The sequence below is a fragment of the Miniphocaeibacter massiliensis genome (assembly GCF_900232905.1).
GTDB lineage: Bacteria > Bacillota > Clostridia > Tissierellales > Peptoniphilaceae > Miniphocaeibacter > Miniphocaeibacter massiliensis.
Window position 1 is genome coordinate 305,889 of record NZ_OCTQ01000003.1, and the last position, 16,769, is coordinate 322,657.

The 16,769-nt window shown below is 27.8% G+C and carries 15 protein-coding genes, 1 tRNA gene and 1 other RNA gene; 13 read left to right on the top strand and 4 right to left on the bottom strand.

Features of this window, described 5'->3' with window-relative positions; translation table 11 throughout:
* Positions 1-52 precede the first annotated feature (52 nt).
* From CS899_RS07765 to CS899_RS07790, 6 genes are all read left to right on the top strand, one after another.
* Positions 53-712, top strand: a complete 660-nt coding sequence (locus CS899_RS07765) for a helix-turn-helix transcriptional regulator (RefSeq protein WP_100065619.1) — start codon at positions 53-55, stop codon at positions 710-712.
* 223 nt (positions 713-935) lie between these two features.
* Positions 936-1,403 (top strand): hypothetical protein, encoded by a 468-nt coding sequence (locus CS899_RS07770; RefSeq protein WP_100065620.1) that lies wholly within the window; start codon positions 936-938, stop codon positions 1,401-1,403.
* 76 nt (positions 1,404-1,479) lie between these two features.
* Entirely contained in the window at positions 1,480-2,031 is a 552-nt protein-coding gene (locus tag CS899_RS07775) for a hypothetical protein (protein ID WP_100065621.1), read from the top strand.
* A gap of 12 nt (positions 2,032-2,043) precedes the next feature.
* Positions 2,044-2,532 carry a dihydrofolate reductase gene (locus CS899_RS07780; RefSeq protein ID WP_100065622.1) on the top strand — a complete coding sequence of 163 codons (489 nt, stop codon included), beginning with the start codon at positions 2,044-2,046 and terminating at the stop codon, positions 2,530-2,532.
* A gap of 78 nt (positions 2,533-2,610) precedes the next feature.
* Complete coding sequence (locus CS899_RS07785) at positions 2,611-3,108, top strand: dihydrofolate reductase (RefSeq protein ID WP_100065623.1); 498 nt, start codon at positions 2,611-2,613, stop codon at positions 3,106-3,108.
* 145 nt (positions 3,109-3,253) lie between these two features.
* Complete coding sequence (locus CS899_RS07790) at positions 3,254-4,762, top strand: DNA/RNA helicase domain-containing protein (protein WP_100065624.1); 1,509 nt, start codon at positions 3,254-3,256, stop codon at positions 4,760-4,762.
* Positions 4,763-4,802: 40 nt separating this feature from the next.
* Here the strand turns inward: CS899_RS07790 and ffs are convergent.
* The 4 genes from ffs to CS899_RS07810 form a co-directional block, all read right to left on the bottom strand.
* Positions 4,803-5,068, bottom strand: an RNA gene (gene ffs / locus CS899_RS07795) — signal recognition particle sRNA large type.
* Positions 5,068-5,159 (bottom strand) — tRNA-Ser (locus tag CS899_RS07800). Before CS899_RS07800 ends, ffs begins: the two co-directional genes overlap by 1 nt.
* A 118-nt stretch (positions 5,160-5,277) precedes the next feature.
* Positions 5,278-6,297, bottom strand: coding sequence for a DUF4349 domain-containing protein (locus CS899_RS07805; RefSeq protein ID WP_100065625.1), 1,020 nt, complete (start codon positions 6,295-6,297; stop codon positions 5,278-5,280).
* Positions 6,290-6,817, bottom strand: a complete 528-nt coding sequence (locus CS899_RS07810) for an RNA polymerase sigma factor (RefSeq protein WP_100065626.1) — start codon at positions 6,815-6,817, stop codon at positions 6,290-6,292. Before CS899_RS07810 ends, CS899_RS07805 begins: the two co-directional genes overlap by 8 nt.
* 680 nt (positions 6,818-7,497) lie before the next feature.
* Here CS899_RS07810 and CS899_RS07815 point away from each other — a divergent pair.
* From CS899_RS07815 to CS899_RS07845, 7 genes are all read left to right on the top strand, one after another.
* Positions 7,498-9,756 (top strand): YhgE/Pip domain-containing protein, encoded by a 2,259-nt coding sequence (locus CS899_RS07815; protein ID WP_100065627.1) that lies wholly within the window; start codon positions 7,498-7,500, stop codon positions 9,754-9,756.
* Positions 9,757-9,809: 53 nt separating this feature from the next.
* On the top strand, positions 9,810-10,112 hold the full coding sequence (locus CS899_RS07820) for a WXG100 family type VII secretion target (protein ID WP_100065628.1): 303 nt from the start codon (positions 9,810-9,812) through the stop codon (positions 10,110-10,112).
* Between the two features lie 76 nt (positions 10,113-10,188).
* Complete coding sequence (locus tag CS899_RS07825) at positions 10,189-10,605, top strand: hypothetical protein (RefSeq protein ID WP_100065629.1); 417 nt, start codon at positions 10,189-10,191, stop codon at positions 10,603-10,605.
* On the top strand, positions 10,580-10,822 hold the full coding sequence (locus CS899_RS07830; RefSeq protein WP_100065630.1) for a hypothetical protein: 243 nt from the start codon (positions 10,580-10,582) through the stop codon (positions 10,820-10,822). Before CS899_RS07825 ends, CS899_RS07830 begins: the two co-directional genes overlap by 26 nt.
* Positions 10,823-10,876: 54 nt before the next feature.
* A complete protein-coding gene (locus tag CS899_RS07835; RefSeq protein ID WP_164995891.1) occupies positions 10,877-12,142 on the top strand; it encodes a type VII secretion protein EssB/YukC in 1,266 nt (421 codons plus the stop codon).
* Positions 12,143-12,147: 5 nt separating this feature from the next.
* A complete protein-coding gene (gene essC, locus CS899_RS07840) occupies positions 12,148-16,425 on the top strand; it encodes a type VII secretion protein EssC (RefSeq protein WP_100065632.1) in 4,278 nt (1,425 codons plus the stop codon).
* Positions 16,426-16,445: 20 nt separating this feature from the next.
* A complete protein-coding gene (locus CS899_RS07845; protein WP_100065633.1) occupies positions 16,446-16,730 on the top strand; it encodes a TIGR04197 family type VII secretion effector in 285 nt (94 codons plus the stop codon).
* Positions 16,731-16,769: the final 39 nt, after the last annotated feature.

Genomic DNA, 16,769 nt, shown 5'->3' on the forward strand with positions numbered 1-16,769 from the left:
ATTATAGTTTATGCATTATAATGTTTATAGTGAAATTTCAGAGGTGGAAAGAATGAAAAATGTAAATAGTGAATTTAATAATTTAAATCGTATTGTAAAGATGATATCAGAACAATTTGGATCGAAATGTGAAGTAATCTTACATGACTTGACAAAAGATTATAATCATACAATTATATCAATAGAAAATGGGCATATAACAAATAGAGAAGTAGGAGGATCAGGTAGTAATTTAGGCTTACAAGTTTTGTCAGGTAAAAAAAAAGATGGTGACGAATTTAGCTACATAACACAAACAAAAGATGGGAAATTACTTCGTTCTTCTACAGTTTTCTTGAGAGACGAAAAAGATAAGGTTATAGGGGCATTATGTGTTAATTATGATATTAGTGATTTGATGATGGCTAAAAATATTATAGATGATGCTATGATGTTTAATAATGTTAAATCAAAAGATGAGCCAGAATTTTTTGCAAATAACGTTGGTGAGATAATAGATCACTTGATACAGCAGTGTCAAAACTATATAGGAAAACCAGGAAGCTTAATGACTAAAGAAGAAAAAATAAGGGCTTTAAAATTCTTCGATGATAGAGGAGCATTTTTAATAACAAAATCTGGAGATCAAATTAGAGAATATTTGGGTATATCTAAGTATACTTTGTATAATTATTTGGATATTGCAAGAAAAGTAGACGATGAAGAACATTAATAAGATAACTACATTAATTAACATTAGTTATTTTTAGTGACAATAGATATACATAATAAAAGTAATTAAACTCTATATTAAATAATAAAATTAAATAGTAAGCTAATAATATATCTTTATCAAAGATATTAAGGTTAAGAAGAATAATTTTTTATTTATTTTATTTCGAATTTTTTTCTTTAGGTATAAATGTTGTGTATAAAAAAGTAGAGGAGGAAATATTGTGATAGTAGTAAATAAATATGATGATGAATTAGAGAATGAATTTAGAAATTTAAAAGATAATTATAAAAATATTTTAGATATTTTAGAAGATAAAACAGAATATATTGAAATTGCTAATTTTAAATATAAAGGACAAGAAAGTGAGTATGATACAGAATTTTACAATATTATAAAAGATAGTATTATTGATCAATATCCTGTAAGGAGATGGGCAGGGACACAAGATGGTGGAGATATTTCTGAAATGATAAAGTTAAAATCAACTAAAGAAATATTTTCTTTTCTGAGAAATCAAAAATTCTTTTTCAGAACTAAAAAAGGTGGTTTTTTATTTGACAACCTAGTTAGTCGAGGAGATATAGCTTTTTATAACAATGAAAGAATTTGTTTACTTTATACGACAACTGAAGAAGCTATAGTTGGAACATATGATTCAGACATAGAAAATATTATAAAAGGCAAATAAAGACTAGGTATAAACTTAGTCTTTATTTGCCTTTAAAATATTGTAATATTTAGTAAACTTATTATTAGAGGTGACTATGAAAAATTTACAGATAAAACAACACAATGAAGTTAAAAAATTGATAGAAAAATTATCATTAAGTTATAAAGTCCAAGAAGTGCAAAGTGATTTGTATATTCGAAAAATAAAAGCTATAAAAGTATGCAAAATTATTTTTACAACTTTTGTAATTATAGGAGTGACATTATCTATTTTTATAAATTCAGAAATTTTGAAGATTTTAACAGCAATTACTTCAGCTATTCCCTTAGTATTAGCGTGTATGGATAATTCAGCAGACAACTACAAATTAAATACCATTACAAGTAATGATGCAGAAAGTATAAATGAACTGAAAGAGAGAGCAATTTCTATATTGTATGAGATTACATATAATTTAAATTCTGCTGTTAATATTCAAAAGGAAGTAGATAAGCTACAGATAAGAAAGAAAAAACTGTATGGTACTTTAATAATACCTTCAAAGAGAGCAGAAAAAATAGCTGAAAAATTAATAATTCAAAATATAGAAAATGAAGAAGAGTTTTTGATAACTAAAGAGTTGAGAGAAATAAAAGAAGAGGTTTAGTTTGGAGGAGTAATGAAGTCTATAGTAGCAGTTGACATAAATTGGGGAATAGGAAAAAACAATGATTTATTAATTTCTATACCAGATGATATGAAACATTTTATTAAACAAACAAAAAATAAAGTTGTTGTTATGGGGAAAAATACCCTAGATTCTTTTCCAGGAGGGAATCCATTAAAAGGAAGAACTAATATTGTAATTAGTAGTAAAAATGAGATAGATAAAGATGTTATATTAGTTTCTTCAATAGAGGAGCTACTAAAAGAATTAAAAAAATATAATCCAGATGACGTGCTAGTAGTTGGAGGAGCATCTGTGTATAAACAACTTTTAAACTACTGCTCAGAATGTATTGTAACAGAAATTGATGAATCTTTTGAAGCTGATACTTACTATCCTAATTTAGATAAATTAGATAATTGGGAAATAGCTGAAGAGTCTGAAGAATACGAATATAATGGCATAAAATACAAGTATTTAATATATAAAAAATTAAATTAAAAATTAATTATAATTTAAAAAGGGTATATTTTAATAAAGGAAACCAATAGGCTATAAATAGAAAGGTACAGGTGCAGTATGAAAGATTTAGTAGCTGTAGATAAGAATTGGGGAATAGGAAAGAATAATGATCTTTTAATTAGAATACCAGAAGATGTTAAGTTTTTTAAGGAAGAAACTACTGGAAATATTGTGTTTATGGGCAAAAATACATTAGACTCTCTACCAGGAGGAAGACCTTTAAAAAACAGGCTAAATATAGTATTAACAAGTAAAGATATTAAAGATGAAAATATTGTAGTTGTTCATTCAGTTCAAGAAGCATTAAAAGAAATAGGAAAGTATAATCCAGATAGAGTTTACAATATTGGTGGAGCTCAAATTTTCAGAGAAATGTTAGATTATGTTGAATATAGTTTAATAACTAAAATTGAAGCAGAGTTTGATGCTGACGTATATTATCCTAATTTAGATAAATTGGATAATTGGGAAGTAATTGAAGAATCTGAAGAACGTGAATATGAAGGAATAAAATATAAATTTCTAATATATAGAAATAAAAACTTTAAAAGATAGAATAAGAGCTTAATATGAGAGTAAATAACAAAGATAGCAAGTTTTAAATTTTATTAAAAGTTACTATAATAGTAATTGCAAAGCTATGTTTTATAAACATAGCTTTTGTTGTATAATGAAGCAAATAATCAAGTAGGAGATAGATATGGTTAGATATCCAGTTAATTTAAAAACATTTGGATTAATTTCACAAATTAATAGTTCAAAAAACATTTTAGATTTGGCTAAGGTTAATTATGGTATTTCAATAAAAAATGAAGAAATAAAATCTATTAACGCTTTAATGAAAAATTTAAAATTATCCTCAAGATACTATGATAGTTTTTATATTGGGTATACTATTCCTCAAATTTCTAAGGAATTTGACTTGATTAGAATAGAAGAAAATAGAGTCATCAATATTGAATTAAAATCGATAGCAACGGAAGATAGAATAAAAAAACAGTTAATTCAAAATGCATACTATTTGAGTTTCTTAAATAAAAACATGGAGATATTCTCATTTATTGAGGAAACTAATACTTTATATAAACTAGAAAATTTTAAAATTAAACGAATTGAATTTCCTGAATTAAAAAAAATATTAACAGAAAACTTATCACAAGTATTGAGTCTAGATATTAATAAATTGTTTAATCCATCAAACTACTTAGTTTCTCCTTTTAATTCGACAGAAAAGTTTTTGGAAGACAATTATTTTTTAACAGATCACCAAAATTATATAAAGAATCAGATACTAAGGGATTATTATAAGAATAAATTTAATTACTATAATATTGAAGGTGGTTCAGGAACAGGGAAATCCCTAATGGTATATGACATAGCCAAAACCTTGATGTTAAAAAACAAAAAAGTTGGAATTATACATGTGGGGAAATTAAATGAAGGTCATAAAAAGCTTATAGAGAAAAATTGGTACATAAGAAAGATTACTGAATTAGAAAAAGTATTTAGTGACGATATAGATATTTTAATTTTTGACGAATCACAAAGACTAGAAAGAGAACAAGTAGATAGAATATTTGATTATACAAGAACAAATAGGAAAACTTGCATTTTTTCTTTAGATCCTAGACAGACAATGGGAAGAAATAATACTACAGAAGAAGATATGTCAGAGTATATTTTAAGTAACATAAAAAAAATAACAGAGAATTATATTTCCAGTGTATTGACAACAAATATAAGAAGTAATATGGAAATAGAAGAATTTATAAAGGTATTATTTAGTATAAGAAAGTATAAAAAAGAATATATTGAATTTAATAATATAATAGTCAATTATTTTAAAGAGATAGAAGATATGATAGATTATTCTATGTATTTAAATGAAACGAAGAATTGTGAACTAATTAATTATACTATTTATGCTGAAAAAGATCCTCTATCAAAGTTAAATGTACAAACAGAAAAATCAGCACATAGTATAATAGGACAGGAATTTGAGAATGTATTTTTAAACTTAGATAACAATTTTATATATGACTATACAGGTAAGTTAAAGTACAAGGTTGAAGGAAAACAGCCATATTACGATCCTATTCAAATGGCATATCAAATAGGAACAAGAGCAAAGAACAAATTATATATAAATATTTTAAATAATCCTAAACTTTATTATAGATGTATGAAAATATTAAATAAATTTAATTAAAAAATACCATCGGAATTTTCTCGATGGTATTTTTATATGTAAGCACACCCAGCTTTGACATAGTAAACTATAGCGTTACCTAGCTAGTTAGCTCGAAACAGGCTTCCTTACGGCACACAAGAGTGTCTACTTATGGCTGCTTCATTCCTGATCTGACCAGATTCATAGATTCCTGTTGCGTAAGACCCATTTGTCAACACCACTTTTCTAGGGCGGACCTAAAACTTACTAGGCCGAGGCTGGGAATTCAACCCTGCTGTAGCGATTGCAGGTTACAGGGCATCGCTAGTTCCCCGTCTAGTGCATGGCGGAGAATAAGGGATTTGAACCCTTGAGACGCTCATCACGCCTACACGATTTCCAATCGTGCTCCTTCAGCCAGCTCGGACAATTCTCCATGCAAGTCTATATTATAATTTAGATTTTAAATTTAGTCAAGGAAGTAAAGATAAAGCTTTTAATTTCAACCTAAAGTAAATTATAGTGAAAGAAAAAAATAAAGAGGATTTTTCTCTTTATTTTTTTCTTTTTTTAAGTTTTATTAATATAACTATAGATATTACAATAGCAATAATTAAAAATGGGAAAATATTTATTAAAGTTATAATTATATTTTGAATAAACATAATAAAAGTTGAAAAAGAATTTTCAAAAGCTTCTTTTATTCTAACTCCAAAACCATTAGTTGAATTTTTTGCATTATTTTTTTCTATTTCACTTAAATTTATTTTTACAGTACTGTATTTAATATCTTTATTTAAGTTACTTAATTTTAGCTCTAACTCTTTTTTTTCTGAAATTACTTCTTGAATTTTATTTTCTAATTCAATAATATCAGATAGAGAAGTAGCTTTGGAAAGAATACTTTTTAAACTGTCTATTTTTGAATTAACAAGATCTAAATCTTTTTCTAAATTGCTATAGTCATTAGTAATATTAGTAAGGGTTTTATTACTATTTAAAACATTAATATCTAATTTTTTGAGTTCATCAGTAAATTTAGTAGTTTTATCAATAGGAATTCGATAAATATAATAAGCAGTTCTGCCAAATGAGCTAGAGCTTTTTTTATTATCTATATCTTGAGATTCTACAAATCCGCCACTATTTTTCATTATCTCTTCAAGTTTAGCCACTGTTTCATCAAAATGCAAAGTTTCAATAGACATATCGATATTTTCTATAAATTTTTGTTCAAGTACACCTGTGTTAGTATTTCTAATTAGATCATCTTCTGGATTAATAGGTTTTTCTGGAGATGATTGCTCAGAATTAGGCAAAATTTCTTTTGACATAGGTTTATTAGATTGATCCTCACTATAGAAACTATCATTATTTCTTATTAAACCTTTACTTATAAATACAGAAGGAATTAATAAAATAAAAATAGCAGCAATTCCAATCATATACTTAATACGCTTCTTACTTATAATAGAAACTTTTCGGTTTTTAGAATTTTTTTCAGCAGTTTCAACTATTTCTTTTTCATATTCAGTTAAAGCCTTTTTTAATTTATCTTCAAATTTATTATTCATTATTGTCACCTTCCAAAGCTGTTTGTAAAGCTTTTTTAGCACGCTCTACTCTTTTTCGAGCAGCACTTTCACTAATACCTATGGTGATAGCAATTTCTTTATACTCCATTTCATGAACGAATCTAAGCATAAGAATATTACTATATTCAACTTTTAAGTTCCTAATTAAATTTAGTAGATTTTCATAGTACATATTTTCTAAAGGGTCAATTTCTACACCATTATTAGAGAAAATTTCATCTTCTACAAAAACTATATTATTTTTCTTGTTATATAAATCAATAGCTTTATGCCTAGCAATAATAGCGATGTATCCTTTTGTTCTATTAGAATTAATATCTTCAACTTTTTTTAAATTATTATTTATAGAAATAAATGTGTCTTGTGTAGCATCTTCAGATAAACTCAAATCATTTAAAATATTATTGCAAATAACAAAAATATAATTTTTATACTTCTTATATAAATTATTGAATTTTTTAGTGCTATTTCCCACTAAATTAAGCAAAAAAGATATCATAATTAACCTCCTTTATACTAGTAACATAAAAGTGAATATGTTTGTGACGGTATAATAATATTTTATCAGCTTTAAATAAAAAATAACAAATTTAAATATAGATAGAAGAAAATTAAAATTATTCATCTTCTATTTATGATGCAGAAGAATTATGGAATAAGTTTTATAAAGAAAATAACTTGAAAGAATATGATTATGAAGATGATAATGGTGAACAAGTATTTTTTGAGAGATTTGAAGATGATGGTATTTTAGAAATATACATATCAACACCTGCTTTACCAAAAGAAAATAAATAATTATATAATAGATTTCCAGAGTTAATAAAATTTAAAAATGAAAAGTTTGGAATTATTAAAATAGTATTTGCAAGTAAGCCAACACCAGAAGAAGTAGTAGCAATGTTTACAGATGAAAGTAAGCAATAAATATAAAAGAAAGAAGCCCTTTAATTAAAGAGCTTCTTTCTTTTATATTTATAATAATACAGAAAGAAATATATATATCAAAATAATAAAATATAAATAAAAATATTGAATTAAACCATATAGTTGGTATAATGGTATATATAATATTATATTTAATATTGAAGTTATACAATTACATATTTTTAAAACAGTATAATAAACAAACAATTTAACTATAATATATGATTTTTATTATGAATATAGGGTGGGGAAATGAAGAACAAAAAAATACAGATATTATTAATTGCTTTATTGGCATTATTAATGGGGATTATCGGATTTATTATAGGGTCAAAAGGCAATGTTGCTAAGGAAAGAGAAGTTAATAGTTTAGTTAACTCTTCGAATGTTTCAGAACAGGAAAATACCAGTAGGATAATAGCTGTAGTCAATTTGGATGAAGGTATTATTAAGAACGATAAATTAATAAATTACGCTTCAGAGATTTCGAGATTTCCATCAAATAATTTTTATAGTACGAGTTTAGAGGAAGCAAAAAGAGGGATTTCTTCAGGAAAGTATGGGGCATATATTGTAATACCATCCACTTTTTCTAATAATGTTGAAAGTTTAAATAATGATATTCAAAAGTCAAAAATAGCTTATACAATTAGTGATAATCTTAATGAAGAAGTAAATTTGAAAGTAAGAGAAGAAATTGATGAATATACTGATGAATTAAACAATGGGGTTAGTTATTTATATGTAAATAGTATTTTAGAAGAGTTTCAAGGAGCACAGACAGCTATAGGAACTGTTCTTACAAATAATACTAAAGGAAATGAAGCTTTGCTATTAGTCGAACCAGCAGATTTACTGGCGAATATGAATATACCAGAGCTTAAAGAACCAAATCCTTTTGTGGAAACAGTTGATATTGAGAATGAAGTAAGCCAAAATGGGACTTTGTTAGAAAGTATGATTTCTGAGTATCAATCTGGACTTGAAACCGGACAAGGAATAGTTACAGATATAGTTTTACAAGGTAATAACTTGATAGAGCGAGCTCAAGAGTCCTTAGAAGAATTTTCACAAGTAAAAATAGGTTATGATAGTGAAGATAAATCTAAGTTTAAGTATGAAGATGCTGTTGAAGAGATTTCTAAAGAATTGCAAGACTATCTTGATAATGCAGCTATATGGGCAGGTCAAGTAACAGGTTCTGAGTTTTTAAATATTAAGTCAGTAATTCAGAGTGTAGACCACTATTACAAGGAAGAAGGTTCTCCATATGATGAACAAGTAATGGAACTTGTAGAATATTATAGTTCTTTAGATATTAAGCTAGGAAATACTAAAAAGGACATAGCAAAAGCTAATATTGATAATAATTTATTAGTGTTAAGAAACAGCAATGGAGACAGTAGATCATATACTATGACGGAGGTTACAGATCCTAATACTCAAGAGGTTATGTATATGTTAAAGCCTGAGGACGTTATAAATATTATTAATACTGGTGTAGATGAGTTATCAGAAATTAATACAACTGAAAATACAAGTATTATTATTAAAGATAAAGATGGAAAGAATATAGATATAAACAATCCGAAAACTCATAGGGATAAAATTACAGATATTATACCAAAATACAGCGCAGTAAACTTTATTAAAGATGAAGCAACAAATTCAATGGTAGAAGATATTAAAGATAAAGGAAAAGACAGACTAGAAGCTGCTGTAAAATCTATAGAGAAACTTGAAAAACTTGCAGTTGATAATGAAGGAAACCCTCTAAGAGAAGAAAAGCGAGAAGCTATTATAGAAAGTGTAAAAGATGGTCTTAAGTTAAAAGTTGCAGATAAACTTAAAGAAGAAACAGATTCTTTAAATGAAAAATTGATAGAAAAGACTGATGAATTAACAAAAGAAACAGATAATTTCATTAATAAGATTAGAGAATATGACCCGTTTTCTTCTTTAGATCAGGCTTCATTGAACGAAAAATTTACTTCAATGCAAGAAAATAATTCGTCTATACAAAGTAAAACGGCAGAGCATATTGTCAAAATGAGTGAAAATATGTTGGAAAATTATATGTTGTATGGAGAGAATCAAGTATCTTTATTGGATGAAGCTCAAAAAGCTACAGAAGAAGGAGCAGATAAGGTAACAGGAGGGTTGTCTTCAGCAAAAGAAACATTAACTTCTTTGATGGATCAAAATAAGTTGCTTTTAAGTCCAATAACAAGCAAACTGGCTTATGCAAAAGAAGGAGATATACCAAATTACTATGTTTACCAATATATAGTATCACCACTTACAATTAGTGAGGATATAGAATCAAAAAATAGATTATTAGATACTAACAAAGCAGACAATAATGATATAGATAAAAACAAAGTAGAAAAGAAGACTTCAGACAATAAATTTATTAAAGTTTTTGCAATTATATTTATATTATTGATTTTGATTACAGTAGCAATAATTATATTTATTTCTAAAAAGAAAAAAACTAAGTTAAAATGGTAATTTCATCTGAGCAGATGTTATTATAAATAAATTAATGGATAGGAGGAATAATTATGTCACATATGAAAATTGACCCTAGTGAGGTTCAAGGTCACGCTAATTCTATGAGAAATACTGGAGAACAAAGCTTAGAAGATGCTAAAACAACATTGGTTAACATGGTAAACCAATTAGTTGATGGTATTTGGGAAGGTGAAGGTGCTCGTGGTTACCAAGATAGATTTAACCAAGTAGCGGATCCAAGTTTCGCAGCAATAAAAGAAGCAATTAATAATCTATGCGATGATTTAATAACAAATGCGAATAACTATGAAAGATTTGACCAAGAATCTAAACAAGCAAATATGAACGTTTAGCAACGAGGGGAAAATAAGAATGCGAAAACATTAATTTGTTTTTGCATTTTTTTTCCTTAAATATGGAGAAATAATTATGAAGGATAATAATCAAGGAGATGCACTAGATTTTAATTTAGATGTTTTAACAGATGGTAAAAGCGATGCACCTTCTTTAAGTGAGTTATATAAGATACCAGTATTTACTAAGGAAATTAGTGAATCTTCTGTTAATTTAATAAAGGAACATGAACAAAGAATGGACGAAATGGAGAAGGAAGTTTTTTTGAAAAAGGATGAATCAGGACAGTATATAGAAACTATTAAGAAGCAGGTTTTTTCAAACACTATTTTGTCAAAGAATAAAGAATATAACGAGGAACAAAAACAAGAGACTAGTATTTATTTATTTATTTTTATAATTTTTATTTGTATTGTTATCGTTGTATTATATTACAGAAAAAAAAGTAAAGAAAGGAAAAAATATATTGAAAGCATTAATGATTTCACTTAAATATAATGAAGAAGAAATGGATATTATTGTAAAGGAAAATCAAAGAATTAATGATGTTATAAAGGTATTAAAAGATAATAACATGTTAATTTTTTTTAGGGAAGAGACACAAGTGCTAATAAAATCTTGGCGTTTAGAGACTATTATAAATCCTTACTATACTTTTAAGCAGGCAAATATTGAAAATGGAGATAGTTTAGAGATTTTTATTCAATAAAAGGTTATTGTAATAACCTTATTTTATATTGTAGATGAAAAAGGAGAATTAAAATTGAAGAAAAATAAAATAATTAAAAAAAAGAAAGATGAAGAAGAAAATAAAGAAATAAAATTACATATAGATGAATTATCTATTAAAGAAAGAAAAATTGACTTAAATGCAAAAAACTTCTTTGAAATTAATCAGCTTCAAACAACATCAGACCACTTCCTTCCATGTGAGATAAAAGAAGAAGTGGAATTTTTTGAGTTTATTTTCAAAGTAGAAGGACATAGACCAGTTGAAGAAATCAATGTAAAAGATTGGAATGGTAGATTTAGTGCTTTAATACAAATTGAACAAATAATAATTAAAGAAAAACAGTATGATATCTGGATGTTACCAGAAAATTTCTATATAGACAAACAAGGAATTGTAAGAGTTTTAAAGAGAGATTTGAGAAAAGATGAATTTTCAGAAAAAAATGTACTGAGGTCATTTCAAGCTTTAGCAGGAGCTTTATTACAAGATAAGTATTCTTATGACGAATTATTTAATGGTGGAATAGAACTATTGGAAGAAAGTGAAATCACAAAATCTCTAATAGATTGGAAAAGTCTAGATGATTCATATGTGGATTTAATAAAAAAGCAAGATTCTTTTAATGAGTATTATGAAAATAACATTATAGAAGTAAAGAAAACTCCTAATAAGATTATGAAAATTGCTTTAATAATTTTGGGTATTACAACATTTGTAATTAGTGCTTTATACATTAGAGAAATGCTTTGGGTTAATCCACCGCAAGAGAATGCGTTAGTAGCAGAAAGGGCATTTATAGAGAAAGATTACGTAAAAGTTATAGAATCATTGGAGAATATAGAAGTAGAAGCATTAAAAAAATCAGAAAAATATATTTTAGCATCTGCTTATGTAAGAAGTCAGTCTATAGATACTTTTAGTAATGAGGCAAAGGAAATAATTTTGTCTAAAATAGTTCCAGAAGGTTCAGAAGTTGTAATGGATTATTGGATTCATCTAGGTAGACTAGAAGCTGAGAGTGCTGAGGAAATTGCTATGTCATTGTCAGATAATCAACTGTTATTATATGCATATCTTCAGGAAAGGGAAAATGTATCACAAGATAAATCTTTAGAAGGCACTAAGAAAGCTGAAAAACTTAATCAATTAGATGGGAAAATAAAGGACATAGCTGACAAATTAGGAATTAATTATGAAGAAGATAAACAAAAAGAAGCTATTGATGAAATAAATAAAAATGGTGGACAAAAACCGCCTTCAGAAACAAAGCCTACAGAAGCTGGTAAGGAGGAATAAATAGATTGAACGAATTAGTAATTGCATTAAGAGATGAATATTATAAAGAATTTCCATCAACTGAACCTTGGATTAAACAGTTAGAGGAAAATGATGAAAATATAATTTATATTTTAAAGGAAAGCCATACATTTAATACTATTTCAAATGCAACATTATTTATAGGAAGAGTAGGAGATGTACAATTAAAAACAAATTTAATGTTAAAAGTTGAAGAAAATAGTATATCAGTTGAAGGTGATTTAACAAATGAGTGTGTATATTTAAATCAATTTAAATTAGCAGAAAAACAGTTTAATTATGAAATTGGTGATGTACTATTTTTTGTAAAAGATGAAATAAAAATAATTATATTCAAAGACAATATTCAAATAATAGGTGATAGAAAGAAGTATTCTACAATTTTAGTAGAAGAAATAAAAAAAGATTATTTTGAAGGTTATCCTTATTACAAAAGATCTCCCAGAATAGTAAAGAGAGTTCCGACTGAAAAAGTTGAAATAAAAGCACCACCTCAAAAAGCAGGAATTAGCACCTCCGGCCTTTTACAGACAATACTACCACCATTAGCCATGGCAACAGTAACAGTAGGTGTAGGAGTTATGCTAGGTAGAGGGATGTACTTGTTAATTTCTGTAGCTGGAGCAACGGTTACTACTATTATGGCGATAGTGAGATATTTTAATGATAAGAAAACTAGAAAAGAAACAAACAAAAAGAGAAATCATTTATATAAAAAATATCTTTTAAAAAAGCGTAAAGAATTATATGAAACACTAGAACAGGAAAAAGAAGCATATCATTACAATTACCCTAGTATAAAAGAGCAGAGTGAGTTAATAAACAATTACAATCATCGTCTTTATGAAAGAGTTAATACAGATGATGACTTTTTGAATATTTCTATAGGAAAACAAGAAAGCCATGTAACATACCCAATAGAAGTTAAAGAGACAGAACTTGTACTAGATAATGACGACTTAGAAGAAGAAGCTCGAAATCTTAAAAGTTCGTTCTCTCAAATTACAAAAGAAAGAGTTATACAACTAAGAGATAATAATTTGGGATTAATAGGAAATAAAAATGTAATACACGAACAATTGAATTTATATATTAGCCAATTAGTAACATTTCATAGCTATCATGAATTACAAATAATTATGATATATGACAAAGCATATGACAACGAATTTGAATGGATGAGATGGCTTCCTCACACAAAAATACACTTATTAAACGTAAGGGGAATAATAAACTCTGAAAGAACAAGAGATCAAATATTAAATAGTTTAAATCAAATACTAAAAGATAGGGAGCAAATAGCCGAAGAAAGTAAAAAAGATTCGAAATTTGCACCACACTATTTATTTGTAATAGACGAACCAAAACTAGTAATGGATCATTTCATTATGGAATTTTTAAATAGAAGAGCTGGAAATCTTGACTTCTCAATTATATATACAAGTTATCTTCAAGAAAATTTACCGGAAAATATTAATACGATACTTCTATTAGAAGACTCAACAACAGGACGTTTGTTATTAGAAGAAAAAGAAGTAAGAAACGAAACGGTTAAATTACCAAGGCTAGGAGATACAGACTTAGAAAAAATGAGCCGTAACTTAAGTGTAATAACACATGTTCAAGGAATGGCAAGTCAAATACCAGAATCAATTAACTTCTTTGAACTGTATGGAGTGTCAAAACCAGAAGAATTTAATATTTTAGACAGGTGGACGTCACATTCATCACATAAATCATTAGATGTACCATTAGGAGTTAGAGCAGAAAACGACATAGTATCACTTAACCTACATGAAAAAGCTCATGGACCACATGGTTTAGTAGCGGGAACAACAGGTTCAGGTAAATCTGAAATAATACAGTCATATATTTTATCATTAGCAATAAACTTTCACCCTTATGAAGTGGGATTCTTGTTAATAGACTACAAAGGTGGAGGAATGGCAAGCCTGTTTAAAGACCTTCCTCATCTAATGGGAACAATAACAAACCTAGATGGTAGTGAAAGTATGAGAGCAATGGCATCAATAAAAAGTGAGTTAGAAAGACGCCAAAGACTATTTAGTGCAAATGGAGTAAACCATATAAATGGTTATAATGAACTATTTAAAGAAGGAAAAGTAGAAGAACCAATACCTCACCTTTTCCTAATAAGTGACGAATTTGCAGAGCTAAAAAAAGAACAACCAGAATTTATGAAAGAACTTGTTTCAGCAGCAAGAATTGGTAGAAGTTTAGGAGTACATTTAATCCTAGCAACGCAAAAACCAAGCGGAGTAGTAGACGACCAAATTTGGTCAAACTCTAAATTTAAACTAGCATTAAAAGTACAAGACGAGTCAGACAGTAAAGAAATATTAAAAACGCCAGACGCAGCAAGTATAGTGCAACCAGGACGAGCATACTTACAAGTAGGAAATAACGAAATATATGAACTGTTCCAATCAGCTTGGAGTGGTGCAATCTATGTAAAAGATCAACAAAAAGAAGTTACAATGGACAACAGAGTATATCTTGTAAATGAACTTGGACAAGGACAATTAATAAACCAAGACTTAAGCGGAAGTAAAGAAGAAAACAAGTCAAAAGAAACACAATTAGACGCAACCATAAAACATATATCAGAAATATATGATAAACAAGAAACAGTAGAAATACAAAAACCTTGGTTGCCTTCACTAAAGAAACATATACAATCACCAGTAGTAGAAGAAACAAACTACCTACACGAAAAACACGAAGACTTGTCTATACCATTAGGACTATTAGATATACCAGAAACCCAAACACAAGAAAGCTACATTTGGAATGGATTAAGAGATGGTAATATAGCATACATTGCATCAAGTGGATACGGTAAGTCAGTATTTTTAACAACAGTAGCCTTGAGTTTAGCAAAAAGATATGAAGTAAAAGAAACATACCTGTATATACTAGACTTTGGAAGTAACGCATTAATAAGTCTAAGAAACTTACCACATACAGCAGAATATATAGGATTAGATGACGAAGAACGCTACAGGAAGTTTAAAACTTTAATATTACAAGAAATTGGAACAAGAAAGAAAAAATTGGCACAGAAAATGGCACAAAATATACTTACCTACAACCAGTTAAGTGATGAAAAACTGCCTATAATAGTAATATTAATTGATAATTACGACGCAATAAAAGAAATGGGATTTGAAGAAGAAGAATACTTTACAAAAATAACGAGAGATGGCTCTAGTTTAGGAATATACTTTGTAATAACAGCAACAAGGTCAAATGCCGTAAGAATAGCAACACTAAATAACTTTAAACAAAAAATAGCAGGGTTTAACTTTGAGCCAACAGAAATAATGACACTAATAGGACGAAGTCCATACAAACTAGGAGAAATAAAAGGAAGGTCATTAATAAAAAAAGACGACTTAATAAGTACAATGCAAATATACAGTATGGCAAAGGCAGAAGATGAATTATCATATATTAGAGAAGTACAAGAAATGGTACAAGAAATAAGAGAAAGAGAAACAGAAGAAGCACCTCACATACCAATACTTCCAGAAGAATTAACAAAGAACGACCTAAACAAATATCCAAAAGATAATTCCGACTTGTACTTAGGACTGGAAAAAGAAACAGTGACATTAACAGGATTAAGCAGGTTTAAAAATCCATTCCTAATATTTGGAGAATCGCAAAAAGGAAAGACACACAACCTAAAAACATTAATAGAACAAGCAGTAGAAAAAGAAGCAAAAGTAGTAATATTCGACTCAAAGAAAATGGAGTTGTATAGCTACCACTCAAACGACAAAGTAGAATATATAAAAGACAAAGACCACTTTGTAACATATATAGACGAACTAGAAGAAGAAGTAGCAAGTAGAGAAGAACATTTAAGAGAAACATTAAAAACACAAACAGGTAAAACACCACAAAGCATAGTAAAAGAAATGATAGAATACTATATATTTGTAGACGAATTAGACGACTTCTATGCAATGGAAGAAAAAAGCAAAAAAGAAATAACAGAACTATTCCAAAGACTGGGAAGTGTAGGAATAACACTAGTAACAACAGCAACAGTAGGAAAACTACAAGGACCAGACGAATTAACAAGGTGGATAAAACAATCAAAAGATGGTTTACTACTAAGTCCACAAGGATATCAAAGTATCTTCCCAATACCATTTGGAAAAGATAAGGTAAACTTTGGAGACGGAATACTGTTTGAAGCGGGAATAGCAAAACAATTACAGTTAATAAAATAATAAATAAAGGGAGAGTAAATATGGCAAAAATAGATGTTAATCCAGCAGTAGCAAGAAGTGTAGCAAGTAAACTCACTTCCAAAGCAATACCAACAGGAGCAATAGATAAAGACGGAGAATCTAATTTACCAGCTGTTTCAAGAGGAAGTGAAGCTGGAGAAAAAAGTTTGGGAATAGTAAAAAGTTACGAAAGTGCCAAAAATAGCGATGCAAATAGAATTTCATCTTTAGGAGTAAAATTTGAAAACTTTGATAATGCAGTTGGAATTTCGTCAGGAATTATAATACATGGTGCAAAAAAATGATAGAGAAGTTATATCAAGAAAAAAGCAGAGAGCTTAAGA